Here is an 18,946-nt window from a genome sequence, read left to right as displayed (position 1 = left end):
CGCCAAAGGCGGCTGCAGGGCCGAACAGACCTGTGAGCCCCGCAGCATAGCGGCGGCCGACCTAGCCAAAGGCTAGCCGGCCGCGGGCCCCAAAAAAACAAAGAAAAATGAAAAAAACAACCATTGCCATCGCCGTTGTGCTTGGCCTAGTCATTGGGGGATTTATCCTTAAAGAAGTATTGCTTCAGGGCGAGCTAAAAAGCTGGCAAGAAATGGGCTTAAATGTGCAAGAAGAGGAAGAGCTTTCTGCGGAAAACCTGAGCCGAGAAATGGCCAAAAAATGGCTAGAAGAAGACGAAAGCCTGTCGGAGAGCTTGCTCAAAACGATTTCTGAGATGGACCTTGTTTTCAAGTATGTGCAGCAGGCCAAAGGCGGAAAAATTAAAGATGTGTCCTCGCTTTTTGAGCTACAGCGCAAAATTGACCAACGCATGCCCTTGATTATTCAGCTGCCTTTGGTCCAGAAAAATAAGCGTATGCTCAACATCCTCAGCGAGACGGAAGAGGCCTATGCGCAGTGGGAAGTAGATTATCAGGATAGCAAATATTTTAGAATCATGACCTACAGCAATAGTGTTCGGCGGGCGCAAATTTCTAATTTAGTGGGGGCGTTGCAGCGAGACAAACAACAAAATAAATAGGCTATTATTTCTATTAAAAGAAAGTGCTATCATGGAAAAAAGTCCCTCTTTTCGCTCCTTGTTTTTTGTCCTTTTTGCCTTGGCCATAGGCGTTTTGGGGACCGTCTACGTTTTGCAGGAGGTAGATTTCAGAAAAAAGACTCGGCCCGAGTATATCCTTAGTGCGGAGGTCTTGGACCTTCAGCTTCGTCAGTTGGGTATTTTTAGCCAGTTTCGTTTAGAGGCTGTTGCCGTAAAAACCTGTGAATGTTTGGAAAAAGGAGAAAATGAGGGGCTTTACTGTGCCCAATTCACCTATAATGATCCAATTCGGGATAATGTTCGGGAGTATTTTCAGTTGAAAAATGAATTTGAGGTAGATTTAAAGATTAACCAATTGCATTTTTCTTTGCTCAAAAAAAATTGTACCTATCCAAAGTTAGACAGTTTATTTGGGGCCAAAATACAGCATTTGCATCGCCAATAAAAAAAGGGTAGCCGATGAATCGGCTACCCTTTTTGCTTTAATAGGTCCAGAGATCCTGTTCAAAATTTCGGATTTTCTCCTGAATTTTCTCGGCTTCTAGCAAGGCCTGCATCCCTTCGGCATAATCTTCAATTCGGCGATCTTGCAAATTAGACTGCTTAATAATCAGGGAGCTAAAGAAGCGGGCATCTAGGGCATCGGCCCAGCTCATGGGCGTATTATAAGGCGTGTAGCTTCTGCTTTTGGCCAGTGCTTGTCGGGCATCTGGATAATAGGCCCAAAAGAGGGGGCGGCGGGCCAAAAACTCTCCATCCTCGCCATACTCTTCTACAATTGGGGCCAAGCCCAAAATTCGCACATCTAGTTTTCCTCTTTGCAAATCAAAGTACCAGACCTCTTTGAGGCGGTAGGCCACAATATTTTGATAATTGAGGGGCGTATAAATAGCAATATGCTCCTCCTCCAAAGTTTCTGGATCAATGACGGTTGTGGTATCGGTTTCGCCCAAAATTGCTTTTCGGTCGGCAGGGCAAAGCGGCTGGCTAAAGCGGTCATCTATGGGGTGATAAAGCGTAATTTCACCATATTCGGCGGCCTTAATCAGTGCCGCAATCAGCTCTTGGTCTATAGCGGAAAAATGCTGATTTGCTTTTTCGGCCACAATAATATCTCGCCAAATTCGGGTTTCCCAAAAAACGTCTCGCTCTTCCAAATGCGAGTATTGCAAAAGGGGCGGAGCGGCTTGGCTACTGAGCTCTTGGTCATTTTTTGGGGTCTCAAAAGTATGTTGCGCAAAAATTAGTTGGGGCCCAAAAAAGAGCAGCGCCCAAATCATCAATTTAGGATAAGCCATAGTATCATTTTTAATGAGTTCGGTAGGTACATCTATATGCCTTTTTTAGCGGCAAGTTAGGAGTAAAGCTTATCTCTATAGGACTATTTTTTTTAAGCCAAATAATTGGGGGCTGCCCCGGCCTGCGGCCGGGTCGGGCTATGTCGTGGCTCGCAGGTCTGCTCGGCCCTTCGGCGGCAAGCCGCCTTGGTCTGCGGCTACGCCGCACCACTTTCTATCCCTCAGCCTGCGGGCCCATACTGGGCCCTGCAATACGCAGAAATAGGACCAAGTTATTCTAAAAACGAAAAGAGACGTTCTATTCGTATAGAACGTCTCTTAAAAAAGTAGAAAGCAGCTTGGCTGTTTTCTGTAGACCAGGGTCTAGTATGTCCAGAGGTCATGCTCATAGTCACGGACCTGCTCCTTAATTTTATCGGCTTCTAGCAAAGCATCTACACCAGACTTATAATCTTGGATACGGCGATCATGCACATTAGATTCCTTGATAATATAAGAAGAGAAGTGTCTTGCTTCAAAGACATCCTCCCAACTCATGGTATTCAAGTCGTTGGTGGGGTTATAGCAAGCGTGTTGGGCCAAAACTGGACGGATGTCGGGGTAGTATACCCAAAACATGGGACCAGAGTTAATGAAGTTTCCATTATCATCATAACGATCTTGGATAGGTGCAATACCGAGGATACGCACATCCATGGCAGAAGTTTCTTCATCAAAGAACCAAACCTCTTTGAGGCGGAACTGTCGTACGTCTTCAGGGTTGAAGGGGTTGACAACAGGCTCGATAATTTCTTCTAGTGTTTCGGGGTCAAAAGTAACAACAGTGTCAATTTTGGTCCCTAGTGTCTGCATTTCTTCTTTTGGGATGGGGTTACTAAAGTTATCTCCATCGGCTCCTTCTAGACCTTGCACCGAGTAGGCGGCAATATCATCTTTACGAGCATGATCCAAAAGAATCATAATAAACGGCTTACGGCCAGTAGTGGCCACAGCGGCAAAGTGGTGGTTTTGCTTTTCGCGCACATCAATGAGGCGCCAAACGCGTTTTTCCCAAAAGACATCTTTTTCATGTAGATAGTCATAAGGGATGATCAACTTTTTAGAGTTGATATGACGTTCATAGATATCGTCACGGGGTGTTTCCTGAATTGGATTGTTTGATTCGGTAGTGCCAATAGGCATCCTTTGAGCCGAAACTGTTAGGTTAGCAGCCAACAGAAACATAAATACCAAGGCAGACTGAAATAAGGCAGTAGCATTCATTGAATTTAACAATTTAAGTGCGAGGCTTAGCTAGGGCCTCAGAGTGAGTTAAATGTTAAGAAAGAAAAAAAGCGTAATCTTTCTCTCGCTTGTGAAAGACTCACCGAATGCGAAGGAAGTGATTTTGGTTGTGGAGCCTCTATCACTAATAAAGAAAGTTGGTTGCTTCCTTATGTTAACGAAAGACAACCAACTTCTATTTTATTCAGCTACCAAAAACTTCTATCGAATTTGGAAAGCCAAGCCGTTTAGTTTACGACCTACAGCATCACCGGGGCAACGACCTTTCACATCAACGAATTGGAAAGATCCACCAGGTTTAGCTGATCTAACAGAGCTCAATACTGTACCAGAGAAAGTACCACCATTGTTCTTGGCAGGAACGGGGTCCTGACGAGGAGGTGTGTAGTACATAGTAAAGCTTTGGATTTTACACTGTGCATCGAAGTCAAAGTTTTGCAATTTAGCAATAAGACCTCTTTGTACGCGCATTTCACCAGCTTTTACAGTTCCATCTGATTTACCGTTAGTCAAGATAGCAATAGGATCGGGAATACGCTTCACACGGAAGGGGTAAGAGCCCAAAGCCTTTCCTGTTTTCTTGTTGGTTACTACGATGTTACAGTATGCTCCTTGCTTAGTCATCTTAGTAGCATTCACAATATACTTACCTTTACCAGCGGGCTTGAGTTTTGCTCCACCAGCACCAGAAACAGATACAGAGATATTATTTGAAGAAACACCAGCAGCAGCTACAGAAATGGGGTTATCTACACCAATGTAGAATACGTTCATCTTGTCGGCAGCAACAGTTACTGAAGGTACACCTACTTCATAGGCAAACTCTTCAGTTACAGTTTCAGTTTTACCAGTAGCAGGGTTCTTTACAGTAATAGTAGCCGTGTACTTCTGCGTACCCACAGAAGAAGGCTTAGCCGTAAACTTGGCTTTCGCATTCTCTACAGGAAGAGAACGACCACTTACGCTTACAGAGAATTCTGCTTGGCTAGAGTAGGCACCCAAGGCGATTTCTGCTTCATAAGTCTCACCCAAAAGGATATAAGGCTTTTTAGAAGAAGAAAATACTGCAAACTGATCATAAACCAATGACTTGGTACCCATGTTCGCAGATAGGAAGTTAATTACCTGAGAAGCTGCATTCTTCGCATCATTCTGATACTTACGGAAAAGAGGATAACAAGCGGCTACGGGCATGTAACCGAATACATAAGCCTCCCAAGAGGGCTTACCAGCATCCTGCCAAACTTTGTCATCTGTTTTCTCGAGTACAAGGTTTTCCTTTAGTTTTTTGATTTGGTTAGGATCAAACTTCACCCCGTCAATAGGGTTCTTTTCTACCTCTGCAACCAAGTCATCTACTACTTTGATTAACTTGTCATGAGTTTTGTCTAGAAGCTCTTTTAGTTTTGCTCCCTGACCGTCATCTACCAAAAGACGTTGGGTAATATCTTTATTTTTCTTACCCTTAGGCTTACCGTCGAGTTTTTCTTCGGCGCCTTCAACGATTTTACCAATAGTAAATCCTTTACCTTCCCACTTTGCTTTGTGGTCAGCGGTAGAATAAAGTCCACCAGATCCGTTAGTAATATTTACACGAAGCGTATCAATGTAGCCCATTAGCTCTTCAATTTGAGCTGGAACTGTTTTGGCAGCATCAGCGATAGGTTGTAGGTGAGACTTATCTTTAGCTGTATTTTGCATAGCTTCAATAGACTCCTTAATACCTTCACCAACGATTTCGTTTGTGTGTTTAATACCCTTATCGAGCATAAAGAAGGCATTGATGATTTCGGCCGAGACGTTCAAGGCCAACATAGCCGTCAGTACGAGGTACATCAGGTTAATCATCAGTGCCCGTGGCTCCTTTGGAATTGCCATAGTTTATAATGATTTTTTGGAATTCAAAATTCAGTTTTTGTACTTTATGCTAGAATTAGGCTTTTTGGCCCATAGCAGAAAGAACATTACCGTAGACAGAGTTCATTGACTTGAGGTTCTTGTTCAACTGAGTCAATTGCTCTTTGTATACGCGAGTATCTTCTAGAGATTCGCTAATGCTTTCTACGGCCTCACCCAAAGCTGAAGCAAATTTGCCAGCACCTTGAGTTACTTTTTTGATTTCGCCAAAGTCAGCTTCTTGAAGAGCCTTCAAAGAAGTCATGCTCTTCGCCATGGTCTGTAGTTCACCGATCATAGCTTTTTGTTGGTTCTCGATTCCAGTAGTATCCAATTTGATGTTACCCATCTGGCTACCCAACTTCTCGATTGTTACGTTTAGGGCATCACCATCAAAGCTAGATCCGCTACCTTGTCCGATAGCACCTTCGATTGATCCACCGTGAGAATCTAGTCCGGGGTATAGTTTTTCCCAGTAGTACTCTTTGTGGGGAGGAAGAACACCCATCATGATAAATAGACCTGCCTCAGTCAAAAGACCAGCAGTCAACATTTCAGAGGCGAAGGGCCAAGATTGGATTTTAAAGAGGGCTCCTACAAGTACAACAGATGCACCTACACCGATAATCAAGTTTTTGATGTAAGCGAAGCCACTAGAATGAATAAAACTCATGACGCTAAAGTTTTAAATGGTTAGTGAATGAAAAGGGTTTTCTCAATCAATAATAAAGAAAGTAATAATAGTGTGCCCTTAGCTCGAGGGCCTCCTTGAGGCTAAGGGTTCGTAAGTATAAGACAATTTCTTAAAATCGTTACACTTTTTATAACATTTTTTTTGAATGCTCCTTTTAATGGGCTTTTTCAGTTTTTCTTTTGCTCTTTTGCCCAAATTTTATTTGGGTTCTTTTCTTTTTATTTGGGCTTTTTCATCCCTTTTTTTTGCCTTTTGGGGGGCTATTTTATTCTCTTAATACAGCCCTTGGGTATTGGTTACAGTTTGTTGCCTAAAAATATCAATTTTTTTATAAAATGCCAATTTGTTCTTGCTTGGCCGCCTCTCTTTTTTGCGCTTAGCAGGGCGCGAAGCGCCCGCAGGCCTAGGGATGGTAACTGGTGGCCCTCAGGCCAGACCGAGCTTTTGAGCGCAGCGAAAAAAGCGAAGGGCCGAGCGAGTAGCGAGCCAGTGCACAGCCCGGCCGCCGCAGGCGGCAGGCCCCAAAAAACAATAAAAAAGGCGCCACATCATTAAGATATAGCGCCTAAGGTATTTTTAGCTAAAAGTAGCCTAGTTGAAGTCATTGATTGAGCGACCGAGGAAGGTCAATACACAACGGAAACCGATGTAAGACTTCGTGGTATCTTGGTACTCCCAGTGGCGAGTTCCCGTTTGGATATAGTACATAATATCCTTCCAAGAACCTCCGCGGATTACCTTACGCTTCCAAGTGTTGGGATCATCTTCTTCGGCATCAAAGCGGATATCGGGCTGCAAGTCGTGTACAAATGCATAGGCATTTTCGTAATAGGCAGAAGAGGTCCATTCAGAAGCATTTCCAGCCATACAGTACAAACCGTAATCATTGGGGAAATAAGCATCACCTTTTACGGTATACAAACCACCATCTGCGGGATAATCACCACGGCCGGGCTTAAAGTTGGCCAACAAACAGCCTTTGGCGTTGCGCACATAGTATCCCCCCCAAGGGTAAGGAGCCAATTCGCGGCCACCACGGGCGGCATACTCCCATTCGTGTTCTGTGGGCAGGCGGAAATCCTCTGTATTAACTTCTTCAAAAGCGTTCCAAAGGTTAGTTCTCCAGTAGCAAAAAGCCATGGCTTGCTTCCAAGCCACACCCACAACGGGATAATCGTCAAAGGCGGGGTGCCAGAAGTAGTTCCGTGTCATGGGCTCATTATAAGAATAAGTGAAGTCACGGATCCAGCAAAGGGTATCGGGATAAATGCGAATAGCATCTTTACGGATATAATCGGCGCGATTGTGTTTCTCTTTAGAGAAGCGGTTAAAGTCCGTCTTCCAGTCAAAGTCCTGAGCGGCCTTTTTCCAGTCATACCATTGGTAATCATAGACCAATTGGCGGATATCGATATTTCGGCGGTCCCCCAATTGCTCGGCACCAGAATAGAACATTCCGTCTAGTGCTCCACCGGGTTCCCAATCGAGCTCAGCCTCCCAGTCAACGCCCTGAACGCCATTGGGATGGTCTACAGTATGGCCCATTTGTACGTGAGCGATAGAATCGCGCACCCAGTGTACAAACTGGCGGTATTCATTGTTGGTAATTTCTGTATCATCCATAAAAAATCCTTGGATAGAGACCTGTTTGGGTCGAGCTACCAAAGATTGGTTGACATCCTGATCGCTGGGACCGATATGTAGGGCACCCGAAGGCACGTACTGCATTCCGTAAGGATTGATAGGCGACCAAGAGGGACGGTCCATAACACCTATAAGTTGTCCATTATCGCGCGGAGCGCAAGAGAACAGGAGCAACGTGCTGGCAATGACGGCTAGAATTTGCTGTTTTTTCATGTTCGCACCCGAGTTTAATTTCGTTGTTTTTCGTTAATAATGCCCCTCAATCCTAAAGGCTTAAAGATTAGAGTTGCGTATGATCCGTATATAAAGGCAATAGGCCCTTTTGGCAAGTAGGCCTTTTTTTCTTTTTTCTTTCTTAGTTGTTCATCTTAAAACTAGGCCAAGGTTAACAGCTCACTGGAAAATTATTCCAAAATCATTGCAGTACAAAGCTTCGTCTTGACAAAGTCATCATAGAAACGGAGGAGCAAAAGCAATTATTTTATTAAAAATTGCTTTTTTCCCAACTTTCTTTTAGAGGGCTTCGTTTCGCCCCCTTTTTACTCTATTTTTTGACAATTTGGGGCCGAGGACCCACAAAGATAAAAACTATCTGCATAGAATAAAAAAAGTAGCTCCTTTGTCCAGAGCTACTTTTGTTTTTTATTTCCTTCCCTTTCTCCTTATAAAAATCGGGGATTATAAATGACCTTAGCCGGTAATTCTCTACCGATAGGTTCTTGCAAATTATAATTTAACATAATTTCATGCGAGCCCCCATTGAAGTTGCGCAAGCCCGATACACTCAAATCATAGGCATAGGCCATTTTTAGCTGCTTGTTCAGGCGCCAGCCCATCACTAAAACAACGGCATCTAAGCTTTTGCTATCATAACCCCGCAAATTGACCCCTCCATAAAATTGGTCCTGATAATGCGCCAATACACCCAGTTCTGGCTGAAATTTGGTCAAATCGGTTTTCAATAATACGGTCGGCTGCAATTTCCAATCGCCCCGCCCATCCATATCAAAGGTATAAGAGCCCGATAAAAAATAATTTCGGCTGCGCAATTCATGGTCCACCGCCTGATCATTTAAGGCCAAAATAGGCTCGGTCAAATAATTAGAGGATAAGCCCAACTGCAAACGCTCATTTTTATAATATATCCCAAAATCTGCCGTGGCCGATTGCGCCTGACTTACACCCAAGGGAATTACCCCATCATTATGGTCAAAAATTCCACTATCTGTATTATAAGAACCATCTGGCGCCCGAAATGCCCCCCCATCTACCCGCTTTTGCAAGTAGCGAAAAGCCGCACCTATAGATAATTTCCCCTCGCCCAGGTCAATAAAGTAGTTATAAGAAAAACGAAAGTTGGTGTTGGTGTAGGCATTGCCATCCAAGCCCCGATAATCTTGCTCAACCATAAAGCCCAGGCCACTATTAATGTAATTAATGGGCAAATGCGCCGAAAAATTAAAGCTCAAGGGGCTGCCCGCAAAACCGGTCCACTGCTTCCGAAATTGGCCCGTCATGCTCAAGGATTCATCTAAACCCGCATAGGCTGTATTATAATAGTAGGGGTTCCAGGGCTGCAAACTATATTGCACGGCCTGCTGCCCATAGGCATTCCCCAAGAAAAAGAGGGCAAAAAGTAGGAGTAACTGTTTTTTCATGGCTTTTCTTTTTTTATTTGGGGCCTCCGCCTCCTTTTGGTCGTCGGCGGTTACTCCCTTCGGTCGTCGAACTGCGCCCTAAAGGGCTTGTTGTCGTTTCAGGGCTCGCAGGTCTGCTCGGCCCTTCGTTTTTCGCTGCGCTCAAAAACTCGGTCTGGCCTTCGGCCACCCTTTCAAATCGCTAGGCCAGGGCGATTTTGTCCCCTCAAAATTCATGCACACTAGCTCAAACTAGAGAGATAATAGCCTAGGGCCAAGGCCCCGCCCAACCAAAGCAGTATTTCCCAAATCGTAATCGGCTTGCTTTTCTGTCGTTTAAATTTTCTTTCTAAAAAGGGCGTCTTTTCCGACTGCTCTTCTACTTTTGGGGCCTCTGTTTTTTCTGCTTCTTGGCCCATATAGGCCAAGGTTTCCAAAACAGAGACTTCAGCGCTGGGGGCAGCCTCCCAACTTTGAGCATAGTCTTTAGCGGGACCAGCTTCCCAGGCAGCGGCCAAGGCCTCAAAAGAGGGCCAGCGCTTGGCAGGCTCTTTTTGCAAACAGCCTTCTACTAAATAACGCAGATCGAGGGGCAACCGTCTAAGGAGCTCCCTAGGCAGCTCCCCTTTCAGGATGCGATTTTTAATTTTTGCATTAGTTTGCTGAGGCGACTTTTGGCCAAAAGGCAATTGGCCGGTCCAAAAAGCAGTAAGCAAGACCCCAAAAGCCCAAATATCTGCAGCGGGACCAATGGCCTGCCTTTGCAGTTGCTCTGGTGCCAAATAGGCATAATCCAGATGAAAATAATTGGGCAAGTTTTCCTTGGCCCCATAATTTATCAACTGCCAGTCTAAGGACTCTTCTTCTTTAAATAACAGATGTTCTAACTTTAAGTTCTGTAAGCAATGTCCTTCTTTTTCTAAGAAAATCAGCAGTTTGACTAAATCTTGCAGCAATGCTCGCTTTTCTTCAGTAGTCAATTGGCTGCTGCGGCTGGCCCAATTCCCGCCAGCGCAATAGTCCATTAATATATAGTATTGGACCACCTCCTCTTCTCTAAAAATATGCACCACCTGATAGGGCAATAAATGAGGATGTTCTAATTTTTTGGCCCCTTCATAGAGGCGGCCAAAGAGTCCATCATCAAAATTGGGGTGCAGCTCTAGGACCTTTAGGGCCAAGAGCTGCTCCTCTTGGTCCTTGGCCCGATAAACAGAGCCCAAGCCTCTGGCCGGCAAAGGCCGAGCATAATCTATTTCGTATTGCTGGCTAAATTCAGCGATATTTTTCATCTTTCTTTGACAGTTTTGATGCTGCGTCTAGCAGCGGGCGAAGCCCGCTGGGCCTAGCGCTGTGGAGGGGTGGCCTGAAGGGCCAGACCTAGGCGGCGAAGCCGCCGCAGGGCCGAGCAGACCTGCGAGCCCCGCAACATAGCGCCGCAAGGCGAAGCCGCAGCGGAGGCCCCTAGTCCTCCCCTACTCCCAGCTGAAAATCGATCAATTCCATTTGGGTTTCTAATTTTTGGCCGATTCCAAAATACTGATGTAGAGTCAGGCCCAGGCCCCTGGCATATTCCACTCGTTCATAAGGGCCAATTTGGTAACTAAAGCGATCTTCATAGCGTTTGCCCAAAATCTCTTTTGGGGGCAGGCGTTTGGCTTCTACCTGCATAAAGACATCGCCCTTGCAGGTATTGTAGGTGCAAGAGTCGGCGGTGGGCAAATAGAGCGGTGCTAGGAACTCTCCTCCTCCACGGCCCTGGCAGCGAACAAAAAGGCTATCATTTCGGAGCATCCATTTGGCCTGATTGAGGTCTAGGTAGAGTCCATCGGCTTTTTGTTCTGTTTGCAGCAGCTCGAGTTTTTGTTCTATTGGTTCTTTTTCTTGATTATGAAAGGTATAGCGATAGGTCCAGACCGTACCTTTTTGGCTAGGGACAAAGGCTGTTTTTTGGGGAGTTTGGCTAGGCAATTTTTTGTTAGCCTGGCAGGCCGACAGCAGTAAAGCGAGGATAAGTAGGGGATACAATTTAGGCATAGGGGGTATATTTTATTGGCTAACTTCTTGGCGAATTTGTTTCATGAGGTAATTCCAATCTTCAAAGGGGAAGCGGCCTTCTTCGCCTTTGGAGTGGGCTTTATTACGGATAGAATAGCAGGCATATTGGTCGCTTTCGAAGAGCCAGCCGAGTTTTCTATTGTAGCGCCAGTGGTACTCGCTATCTTCATAATAAAAGATAGCGATTGGTTTTTGTTCTACCTTGGCAAAGCCCTTGATGCGGAGTTCGTTGAAGGCGTTCAAGGTTTTGCTGGCATAATCGGCGGTAGCATCTTCGCTATCGAGGCCAACAAAATCGTGTAGAAGGGCATGTGCTAGATGGCGGTTGGTCCATTTTCCGCCTTGTTTTTCCCAATAAGAGAGCAAGAGGTCTAGTTCTTCTGGGGAGAGGGCGTAGGGGTGCCAATTTTCAAGGTTCCACCAGCCCATCAGTTGTTTTTCTTGATGTGGGGCGCAGAGGTAGAGATACTTTTCGCCTCCTTCTGGGTGTGGGGTATATTCTAGGCGGAGGGTATAGCCTCTGCCGCAGTCAAATTCGAGGACCAAAATGCGGTTAAAGCCTTCTTGGCGTTGGTTGCCTACTTTAAAATCGAACTGTTCTCTTTGCACTTTAAAGTCTTGGGCCAAAGCGTCTAGCCATTGGTCTACCATTTCTTCTTTTACTTCTGCTCGTTCTAGGAAGCTGAAGAGGTTCCAGAAAGCCAACTTTTTAAAAGTGGCGGGTATTGTTTGTTCCATAGTTTTGTATTGAGGGCTTAAAGATACGTTAGATTATTTAGAACTCATTTAAAACGCTTAAGCTTCTGTGGGGTCAAAAAAAACGCAGCCATTAGGGGCTGCGTTTTTTTTTTGGGTTCTTATTGTATTTTATTTGCTATCGTTGGTCACTAGTGTCCCGATGGCTTCTCCTTTCAGGATGCGGATCAGGTTATTGGGTTCATTGATATCAAAAACCACAATAGGCATTGCATTTTCTTGGCACATCGTAAAGGCCGTCATATCCATAATAGAGAGGCCAGAGCGGATAATTTCTGAGAAAGAGATATTATCAAACTTTTTGGCATTGGGGTCTAGTTCGGGGTCGGCGGTATAGATCCCATCTACGCGGGTACCTTTAAGGATCACATCGGCGTTAATTTCGCTAGCGCGGAGGGCGGCGGCGGAGTCGGTAGTAAAGTAAGGGTTACCGGTTCCTGCGGCAAAAATGACCACACGGCCTTTTTCCAGGTGTCGGATAGCTCGGCGGCGGATATAGGGTTCGGCTACTTTATCCATACCGAGGGCGGTCATGAGGCGGGTATAGATACCTTCTGCTTCTAGGGCAGATTGCAGGGCTAGGCCGTTGATTACGGTAGCGAGCATCCCCATATAATCGCCTTGAACTCTTTCGATGCCAGAATCCTTGGCTTCTAGTCCACGAAAAATATTTCCTCCTCCGATAACGACAGCCACCTCAATATTTTGGTCGATAGCTCTACGAATTTCGGAAGCATAATGTACGAGCATTTTGGGAGATATGCCAAAATCTTTGCCGCCCATCAGCGACTCGCCACTAAGTTTGAGCAGGACTCTTTTGTAATTAGCCATGATAATAGAAAGCTTCTAGAAGTTGTTGAAAAGATCTGTCTCTGTCTATTTTTGGGTATAAAAAAAGCGTTTCGACGGCATCGAAACGCTTTATATATTTGCTTATACAAGCATTAACCTAGGGTAATGTGTACAAAAGAAGTAACCGTAAGGTCTTTATCTAGTGTAGCAAGGAATTGAGCAACAGTTTGCTTATGTCCTTTTACGAACTCTTGGTTAAGGAGCGTATTTTCTTTGTAGAAAGCATTGAGTTTACCCATGGCGATACGCTCGAGCAACTGCTCGGGCTTACCTTCATTGCGGGCAACCTCTTTTCCGATTTCGATCTCCTTCTCTACTACAGAAGCGTCAACACCGTCCTTATCTACAGCGATGGGGTGCATAGCAGCGATTTGCATAGCCACATCTTTACCGGCAGTTTCTAGGTTATCAACATCTTTGTTGAAACCTACAACAACACCAGCTTTATTGCCCATGTGTACATAAGAGATAACTTTGGCAGCTTCAACGCGGCCATAGCTATTCAACTCAATTTTTTCACCGATAACCCCTGTTTTTTCAATAAGAGCATCAGCTACAGTTTTGCCAGCGCTTAGTTCTAGGGCGGCAAGAGCTTCAGCATTTTCGGGGAAGTTAGCCAAGGCCAACTCAGCGATAGAAGCTACAAAAGCAACGAATTCGTCGTTTTTGGCAACAAAGTCAGTTTCGCAGCTAATACGAACAGCGATACCTTTGCTGTTATCTTCAGAAGTGAGTGCCAAAACAACGCCCTCTTTAGCTTCGCGGTCTGCGCGCTTTTCGGTCATTTTTTGGCCCTTCTTACGAAGATACTCAATAGCACCGTCAAAGTCGCCTTCAGCTTCTTGTAGGGCTTTTTTACAATCCATCATGCCCGCGCCAGTTTGGTCGCGTAGCTTTTTAACTTCGGCTGCAGAAATTTTGAAAGCCATTGTCAATTATTGGTTTATAAGGTGTGAGATGTGATGTCGTCGCTTATTTCTCGGCGCTAGCCTTTTTTTCCTCTTTCACTTTTTTGCCTTCTTCTTGGCCTTCGCGGATAGCCTCAGTGAGGTAATTTACCACAATAGCGATGGCTTTAGAAGCATCATCATTAGAAGGAACGGCAAAATCTACTACAGTAGGATCAGAGTTAGTATCTACGATACCAATAGTGCTAACCCCCAAGCGTTTTGCTTCGGCAATAGCCAAGTGCTCATGGCTAATGTCTACAACAAACAAAGTATGGGGCAGACGGTTAAGGTCAGCAATACCACCAAACATACGGTTTAGTTTAGCATGCTTACGGCTAAGCACCAAACGCTCTTTCTTAGTGATATTATCTAGCGTACCATCATTGAGCATGCGCTCGATGCTTTGCATTTTGCGTACAGACTTGCGGATAGTCGCAAAGTTTGTCATCATACCTCCCAACCAACGGTCAGTAACAAAAGGCATGTTTACGCTGCGGGCAGCAGTTTCTACAATACCGCGAGCCTGCTTTTTAGTCCCAACAAAAAGGATCTTTTTGCCAGACTTAGCCATTTGCTTCATGACCTTAGCAGTCTCTTCTAGCGATTCAATTGTGCGGTTAAGGTCAATTACGTGAATACCTTTACGCTCCATAAAAATGAAGGGACGCATTTTGGGGTTCCACTTTCTTTTCATGTGGCCAAAATGACAACCCGCATCCAACAACTCTTTATAAGTAGGTGTTTGCATATCTTTATCTATAATTTGTAGCTCGGGCCGCTAAGCAGCCCCAAGCAGAGAGATGGCAGAAATAAAATTAACGTTTGCTGAACTGGAAGCTCTTACGGGCCTTGGGCTTACCGTATTTCTTACGCTCAACAGAACGAGGATCACGACTGAGGTATTTTTTCACCTTGAGCGGGCTGCGGAACTCTTCGTTCAACTCTACCAACGCTCTAGAGATACCCAAACGTACCGCTTCAGCTTGTCCTTTGATTCCACCTCCACTTACATTAACTTTGATGTCATATAGGTTCTGTACTTCTACCTCATGTAGAGGAGCTACTACTTTACCTTGAATGTGGATAGCAGGAAAGTACTCTTTATAATCAAGACCATTTACCGTTACTTGGCCAGTTCCCTGACGCAGGTATACACGGGCTACAGCCGCTTTTCTTCTTCCGAGAGTGTTAATCATTTCCATATCGTAATACTTGCCTTTTATTTATTAGTAGGATCGAAAGTCTGAGGCTTCTGGGCCTGATGAGGATGCTCCGAACCTTCATATACAAACAATTTTTTGAAAGTGGCACGACCCAATTTGTTCTTGGGCAACATACCTTTGATCGCATTCTCTAGCACGCGGCGAGGACGCTTGGCCAACAACTCTGCTGCTGTAGCCGACTTCTGACCACCGGGGTAACCAGAATAAGTCAAATATACTTTCTTTTGCAATTTGCGACCAGTCAAGTTGATTTTCTCAGCATTGATGATGATCACATAGTCTCCTGTATCTACATGAGGAGTAAAGCATGCTTTGTGCTTGCCTCTTAGTACCTTGGCAATCTCAGAAGCAAGACGACCTAGGGTTTTACCCTCTGCGTCCACAATCCACCAATTGCGCTCTACGGTCTCTTTTTTTGCAGACTGTGTTCTGTAACTCAGCGTATCCACAATTCCTATAATTTTATATTAGTAATCAATTTATTAGCAGCTTTTGAGCACAAAAACAATCTACTTTAGCCCAAAGCGCTTGCAAATGTACAATTCCTATTCTGTATTCGGAAGCTTTTTTATGGGTTTTTTCAACTGCCCTTTTCTAAATCCCTGAAAATCAACCCCAAAATCGCACAAAAATTTTAAAACCGCTCTTTTTCAAGGGGTTTTGGGGCCCGCGGCCTGCTCGGCTTTGCCTCGGTAGGCCGCCGCTATGCTGCGGGGCTCGCAAGGCTGCTCGGCCCTGCGGCGGCTCCGCCGCCTGGGTCTGCCGCTGCGCGCCACCCGCTCCGCAGCGCTGGGCCAATATAGGCCTGGCCGACTTCCTCTTCTCTTTAGCAATTAAATAGCCTCTCTTGAGTATAATTATTAAAGCTTTGTTAAATCAGAAGCTAAACGAACTTTGTTGATGCCCCTAATGAGCTAGCTTTTTCCTTGCTCGGGCTAGCTTTTTCCTTGCTCGGGCTAGCTTTTTCCTTGCTCGGGCTAGCTTTTCTCTTAGTGCTTAAAAGCAGGATTCAGCCATTCATCACCTAGGGACAAGCCCCTAGGCTAATCCAATGGAGTCAGCCCTAAAGGGCCTCAACTGCTGATATACAAGGCCTTGCTCAGTTGTTATCGCAAAAAAAAACCTCATCCAAAGGCCCTCTTTAGAGGGCTGTCTGAAAAGCTAGCCTAGGGGCTTGTCCCTAGGCGCAGAAAAGGAGAAACACAAAATTTTAAACAACCTGAAGAGAGTAAACCTAGCGCCAACGAGCGAAGCGGAGGCCCCAAAACAGCCCAGCTTAACAAAGATATTAACTTTGAATTGTTTTTTTTCAAAAAGAACTACATTTGCCATTATCTTAAAATTATAAATAAAATTCTTATGAGGTATTTATTACTTTTCCTTACTCTTTTCACGTTTTTCAATGTCACAAAAGCCCAGCAAGCAGATACGGCTGCTTGGTGCCCCCCTGCAGCGACTTGGGTATATTCGGTCTCGGCTTGGGGGCCAGATAGCTATCTAAAATATACTTATGAAAAGGATACTCTGCTTCTGAACCAGGCGGTTAAGAAAATAGCCCTTAGCTTTCTTCAATACTACTCCGTAAGTCCTATTCTTGGTCGGACAGAGAACCATTTAGGCTATGAATATGAATACATGTCTAATGATAGTCTTTATTTTTATGATCCTACTAGCAATAGCTTTATCCTCAAGTTTGATTTTAATGCGGCAGTAGGTGATTCTTTGATTGTTCGCAATCCGCGTTCAACTTGCAATGGCAACTCCAATTTTCCAGACCAAGACACCCTATATATAGATAGTGTTTCTACAGAAATTTTGGGACAGCTTGCCTTTGAACGATATAATCTTAGTTCAGGTAGTTACACCTCATTTAATTTCAATCCAGTTATTAAGAACATTGGTAGTTTTGAGAGTTTTCATCCCGAGGTCTCTGAAATGACCTGTCCGCTGCCCATTGATGGCTATGTCCATAAACAGCTATTTTTCTATCAGGACAGTCTTCGTGGCCGACTAGTTTTTAGCGAAAATTATAATGATACCCTTGTAGATAACATCATCAGCAATATTTTCAGAACGGAATCGGGGGTTTCGGCAGCAAAAGAAGTGCGGGTATTTCCGAATCCAGCGCAGGATGAGCTTTGGCTAGATATAGCGCTAAATGGCGCATTGAATCTTAGCATTTATAATTTGGCGGGGCAGGAAGTTCGTCATTTTCAGCTGCATCAAAACCACTTTTCTATTCGAGACTTGCCCAAGGGCATGTACATCTTGCATTTGCGAACAGATGATCAACAGTTTTATCAAACTAAATTTGTGAAGCAATAGCTTGGATGCAGATTGTCAAAAGCCCAGTAGATTTAGTTATCTGCTGGGCTTTTTTATGTACCTCTAAATTTCAGTCCCAAAAACCTTCTGTATACAGAATAGAGCTATTAACAATAACTTAATATCAATATTAAATATATACTCACTACATTTGAGCCTTCATTTTTAATCTAAAACCACAACTAAAATGTTTTACTTTAGTCACAATTCAAATTATTTTTTTAAAAATTTTCTACTTGTTTTTTTCATTGGTTGTATTCAATTTCAACTACAAGCTCAGAACGGGCACTTTAAAGTGCGCTCAGATGAGTTTGTTCAGATTGGTTACGATCAATACAAAGTTCTATCTTTTGGCTCAGGAACAGCTGTTCCAACAAATGGCCACTTTGCTTTAGAGTACTGGGAATCTGCGGGTGCTTTAAATTTCTTTAAACCTTGGCCTACTTGGAATGCACAAAACTATATTCTAGCGTTAGGGGACAATGGTAATGTCTCTATTGGAGGACCTGTTGAGAATAACTATAAGCTAAGAGTTCATGGGAGTATATCCGCACAGAACTATGTTTTTGTAACATCTGATAAGCGCTTTAAAAGAAATATTAAAAATTTAAATGTCGGTCTTTCTACAATTATGCAGCTTCGTCCTGTTAGTTATCAGTATAACTTCCCTGATAATAAATACAAGGGCATTAAAGAAGGAGCAGAAACTGAAATGAAGCAAAAAACAATAGCCGCTGATAAGGAAAATAAAAATGAAGTAGAAGCTAGTACTAGTATGGGGTTAATTGCCCAAGAGGTTAAAGAAATCCTCCCCGAAATTGTGGGAACAGATGACAATGGCTACCATAGTGTACAATACACGGCATTAGTTCCTGTTTTAATTAAAGCTCTACAGGAACAACAGACTCAAATTGAAGAGTTAAAAAGACGTGTAGAAAAGTTAGAAAATCAATAGTTAACTTTTCAATCTTCTAATATTTAAACCAAAACTTATGAAGTTTCTATTCAGCCTAATGGCTTTTTGCCTACTCTTTAGTACTGTAAAAGCCCAGCAAGCAGATACGGCTGCTTGGTGCCCCCCTGGAGCGACTTGGGTATACCGAACATTTAGCGCAAACTCTGGCGCTTATCTTAAATATTCTTATGAGAAAGATACTGTGATTCTAAATCAAGCGGTCAAAAAAATTGCCGTTAGCCGCCTTCAATACTACTCCGTCAGTCCTATTCTTGGTCGAATAGAGAACCATTTGGGCTATGAGTATGAATACATGTCTAATGATAGTCTTTATTTTTATGATCCTACTAGCAATAGCTTTATCCTCAAGTTTGATTTTAATGCTACAGTAGGCGATTCTTTGATTGTTCGCAATCCGCGCTCAACTTGCAATGGCAACTCCAATTTTCCAGACCAAGACACCCTATATATAGATAGTATCTCTGCGGAAATTTCGGGACAAATTGCCTTTGAACGATATAATCTTAGCTCAGGCAATTACACCTCCTTCTATTTTAGTCGAGTCATTAAAAACATTGGCAGTGCTGATGGCTTTCATCCAGAGATATCTAGACTAGCCTGTTCCTCATCTTTAGCAACCTATGGAGAATTTTATGAAGGCTTTGCATTTTATCAGGATAGTGTGCGAGGAAGACTATTTGCTCCGCCCTAT

General features: G+C 44.0%; 19 protein-coding genes. 5 read left to right on the top strand and 14 right to left on the bottom strand.

Going from position 1 to position 18,946, the window contains the following annotated elements:
- The first annotated feature begins 107 nt into the window (after positions 1–107).
- The gene (locus tag SAPGRDRAFT_RS10815; protein WP_002659301.1) at positions 108–641 is read left to right on the top strand and encodes a hypothetical protein; all 534 of its coding nucleotides are present in this window, start codon (positions 108–110) and stop codon (positions 639–641) included.
- A 31-nt stretch (positions 642–672) separates the two neighbouring features.
- Complete coding sequence (locus tag SAPGRDRAFT_RS10810) at positions 673–1,107, top strand: hypothetical protein (protein WP_002659300.1); 435 nt, start codon at positions 673–675, stop codon at positions 1,105–1,107.
- 37 nt (positions 1,108–1,144) lie between these two features.
- Here SAPGRDRAFT_RS10810 and gldN (SAPGRDRAFT_RS10805) read toward each other — a convergent pair whose 3' ends face one another.
- From gldN (SAPGRDRAFT_RS10805) to rplM, 14 genes are all read right to left on the bottom strand, one after another.
- Entirely contained in the window at positions 1,145–1,960 is an 816-nt protein-coding gene (gene gldN / locus SAPGRDRAFT_RS10805) for a gliding motility protein GldN (protein WP_002659299.1), read from the bottom strand.
- Between the two features lie 363 nt (positions 1,961–2,323).
- Entirely contained in the window at positions 2,324–3,223 is a 900-nt protein-coding gene (gene gldN, locus SAPGRDRAFT_RS10800) for a gliding motility protein GldN (protein ID WP_002659298.1), read from the bottom strand.
- 222 nt (positions 3,224–3,445) lie between these two features.
- Positions 3,446–5,122 carry a GldM family protein gene (locus tag SAPGRDRAFT_RS10795; RefSeq protein ID WP_002659297.1) on the bottom strand — a complete coding sequence of 559 codons (1,677 nt, stop codon included), beginning with the start codon at positions 5,120–5,122 and terminating at the stop codon, positions 3,446–3,448.
- 55 nt (positions 5,123–5,177) lie between these two features.
- Positions 5,178–5,813 carry a gliding motility protein GldL gene (gldL, locus tag SAPGRDRAFT_RS10790; protein ID WP_002659296.1) on the bottom strand — a complete coding sequence of 212 codons (636 nt, stop codon included), beginning with the start codon at positions 5,811–5,813 and terminating at the stop codon, positions 5,178–5,180.
- Positions 5,814–6,425: 612 nt separating this feature from the next.
- On the bottom strand, positions 6,426–7,691 hold the full coding sequence (locus tag SAPGRDRAFT_RS10780) for a gliding motility-associated lipoprotein (protein ID WP_002659295.1): 1,266 nt from the start codon (positions 7,689–7,691) through the stop codon (positions 6,426–6,428).
- A 449-nt stretch (positions 7,692–8,140) separates the two neighbouring features.
- Positions 8,141–9,136 carry a PorP/SprF family type IX secretion system membrane protein gene (locus SAPGRDRAFT_RS10775; protein ID WP_002659072.1) on the bottom strand — a complete coding sequence of 332 codons (996 nt, stop codon included), beginning with the start codon at positions 9,134–9,136 and terminating at the stop codon, positions 8,141–8,143.
- A gap of 221 nt (positions 9,137–9,357) precedes the next feature.
- Positions 9,358–10,407, bottom strand: coding sequence for a serine/threonine protein kinase (locus SAPGRDRAFT_RS10770; RefSeq protein ID WP_002659294.1), 1,050 nt, complete (start codon positions 10,405–10,407; stop codon positions 9,358–9,360).
- A 172-nt stretch (positions 10,408–10,579) separates the two neighbouring features.
- Positions 10,580–11,152 carry a hypothetical protein gene (locus tag SAPGRDRAFT_RS10765; RefSeq protein ID WP_002659293.1) on the bottom strand — a complete coding sequence of 191 codons (573 nt, stop codon included), beginning with the start codon at positions 11,150–11,152 and terminating at the stop codon, positions 10,580–10,582.
- 12 nt (positions 11,153–11,164) lie between these two features.
- Positions 11,165–11,911, bottom strand: coding sequence for a hypothetical protein (locus SAPGRDRAFT_RS10760; RefSeq protein WP_002659292.1), 747 nt, complete (start codon positions 11,909–11,911; stop codon positions 11,165–11,167).
- Between the two features lie 129 nt (positions 11,912–12,040).
- Positions 12,041–12,760: a UMP kinase gene (gene pyrH, locus SAPGRDRAFT_RS10755; protein ID WP_002659291.1), complete on the bottom strand. Its 720-nt coding sequence runs from the start codon at positions 12,758–12,760 to the stop codon at positions 12,041–12,043.
- 113 nt (positions 12,761–12,873) lie between these two features.
- Complete coding sequence (tsf, locus tag SAPGRDRAFT_RS10750) at positions 12,874–13,710, bottom strand: translation elongation factor Ts (RefSeq protein ID WP_002659290.1); 837 nt, start codon at positions 13,708–13,710, stop codon at positions 12,874–12,876.
- A gap of 43 nt (positions 13,711–13,753) precedes the next feature.
- On the bottom strand, positions 13,754–14,479 hold the full coding sequence (gene rpsB, locus SAPGRDRAFT_RS10745) for a 30S ribosomal protein S2 (RefSeq protein ID WP_002659289.1): 726 nt from the start codon (positions 14,477–14,479) through the stop codon (positions 13,754–13,756).
- A 67-nt stretch (positions 14,480–14,546) separates the two neighbouring features.
- Positions 14,547–14,933, bottom strand: a complete 387-nt coding sequence (gene rpsI / locus SAPGRDRAFT_RS10740; protein ID WP_002659288.1) for a 30S ribosomal protein S9 — start codon at positions 14,931–14,933, stop codon at positions 14,547–14,549.
- Between the two features lie 17 nt (positions 14,934–14,950).
- On the bottom strand, positions 14,951–15,403 hold the full coding sequence (gene rplM, locus SAPGRDRAFT_RS10735) for a 50S ribosomal protein L13 (protein WP_002659287.1): 453 nt from the start codon (positions 15,401–15,403) through the stop codon (positions 14,951–14,953).
- A 910-nt stretch (positions 15,404–16,313) separates the two neighbouring features.
- On the opposite strand from rplM, the gene SAPGRDRAFT_RS10725 reads away from it, so the two are divergent.
- The 3 genes from SAPGRDRAFT_RS10725 to SAPGRDRAFT_RS23110 all read left to right on the top strand — a co-directional run.
- Positions 16,314–17,279, top strand: coding sequence for a T9SS type A sorting domain-containing protein (locus SAPGRDRAFT_RS10725; protein WP_002659286.1), 966 nt, complete (start codon positions 16,314–16,316; stop codon positions 17,277–17,279).
- A 187-nt stretch (positions 17,280–17,466) separates the two neighbouring features.
- On the top strand, positions 17,467–18,234 hold the full coding sequence (locus SAPGRDRAFT_RS10720; protein WP_002659285.1) for a tail fiber domain-containing protein: 768 nt from the start codon (positions 17,467–17,469) through the stop codon (positions 18,232–18,234).
- Between the two features lie 37 nt (positions 18,235–18,271).
- The coding region (locus SAPGRDRAFT_RS23110; RefSeq protein ID WP_002659284.1) for a hypothetical protein at positions 18,272–18,946 on the top strand (675 nt) is incomplete at its 3' end.

This window comes from Saprospira grandis DSM 2844 (assembly GCF_000275825.1).
GTDB lineage: Bacteria > Bacteroidota > Bacteroidia > Chitinophagales > Saprospiraceae > Saprospira > Saprospira grandis_A.
Note: the sequence above shows the minus strand (reverse complement) of the source record. Positions and strands in the feature narration are given on the sequence as shown.

Coding starts and splice junctions, on each gene's coding strand:
- rpsB (WP_002659289.1), bottom strand. CDS start 14,479: ATGCAAACACCTACTTATAAAGAGTTGTTGGATGCGGGTTGTCATTTT.
- SAPGRDRAFT_RS10770 (WP_002659294.1), bottom strand. CDS start 10,407: ATGAAAAATATCGCTGAATTTAGCCAGCAATACGAAATAGATTATGCT.
- rpsI (WP_002659288.1), bottom strand. CDS start 14,933: ATGGAAATGATTAACACTCTCGGAAGAAGAAAAGCGGCTGTAGCCCGT.
- SAPGRDRAFT_RS10810 (WP_002659300.1), top strand. CDS start 673: ATGGAAAAAAGTCCCTCTTTTCGCTCCTTGTTTTTTGTCCTTTTTGCC.
- SAPGRDRAFT_RS10780 (WP_002659295.1), bottom strand. CDS start 7,691: ATGAAAAAACAGCAAATTCTAGCCGTCATTGCCAGCACGTTGCTCCTG.
- gldN (WP_002659299.1), bottom strand. CDS start 1,960: ATGGCTTATCCTAAATTGATGATTTGGGCGCTGCTCTTTTTTGGGCCC.
- SAPGRDRAFT_RS10760 (WP_002659292.1), bottom strand. CDS start 11,911: ATGGAACAAACAATACCCGCCACTTTTAAAAAGTTGGCTTTCTGGAAC.
- SAPGRDRAFT_RS10815 (WP_002659301.1), top strand. CDS start 108: ATGAAAAAAACAACCATTGCCATCGCCGTTGTGCTTGGCCTAGTCATT.
- SAPGRDRAFT_RS10775 (WP_002659072.1), bottom strand. CDS start 9,136: ATGAAAAAACAGTTACTCCTACTTTTTGCCCTCTTTTTCTTGGGGAAT.
- tsf (WP_002659290.1), bottom strand. CDS start 13,710: ATGGCTTTCAAAATTTCTGCAGCCGAAGTTAAAAAGCTACGCGACCAA.
- pyrH (WP_002659291.1), bottom strand. CDS start 12,760: ATGGCTAATTACAAAAGAGTCCTGCTCAAACTTAGTGGCGAGTCGCTG.
- SAPGRDRAFT_RS10725 (WP_002659286.1), top strand. CDS start 16,314: ATGAGGTATTTATTACTTTTCCTTACTCTTTTCACGTTTTTCAATGTC.
- SAPGRDRAFT_RS10765 (WP_002659293.1), bottom strand. CDS start 11,152: ATGCCTAAATTGTATCCCCTACTTATCCTCGCTTTACTGCTGTCGGCC.
- SAPGRDRAFT_RS10795 (WP_002659297.1), bottom strand. CDS start 5,122: ATGGCAATTCCAAAGGAGCCACGGGCACTGATGATTAACCTGATGTAC.
- SAPGRDRAFT_RS10720 (WP_002659285.1), top strand. CDS start 17,467: ATGTTTTACTTTAGTCACAATTCAAATTATTTTTTTAAAAATTTTCTA.
- gldN (WP_002659298.1), bottom strand. CDS start 3,223: ATGAATGCTACTGCCTTATTTCAGTCTGCCTTGGTATTTATGTTTCTG.
- gldL (WP_002659296.1), bottom strand. CDS start 5,813: ATGAGTTTTATTCATTCTAGTGGCTTCGCTTACATCAAAAACTTGATT.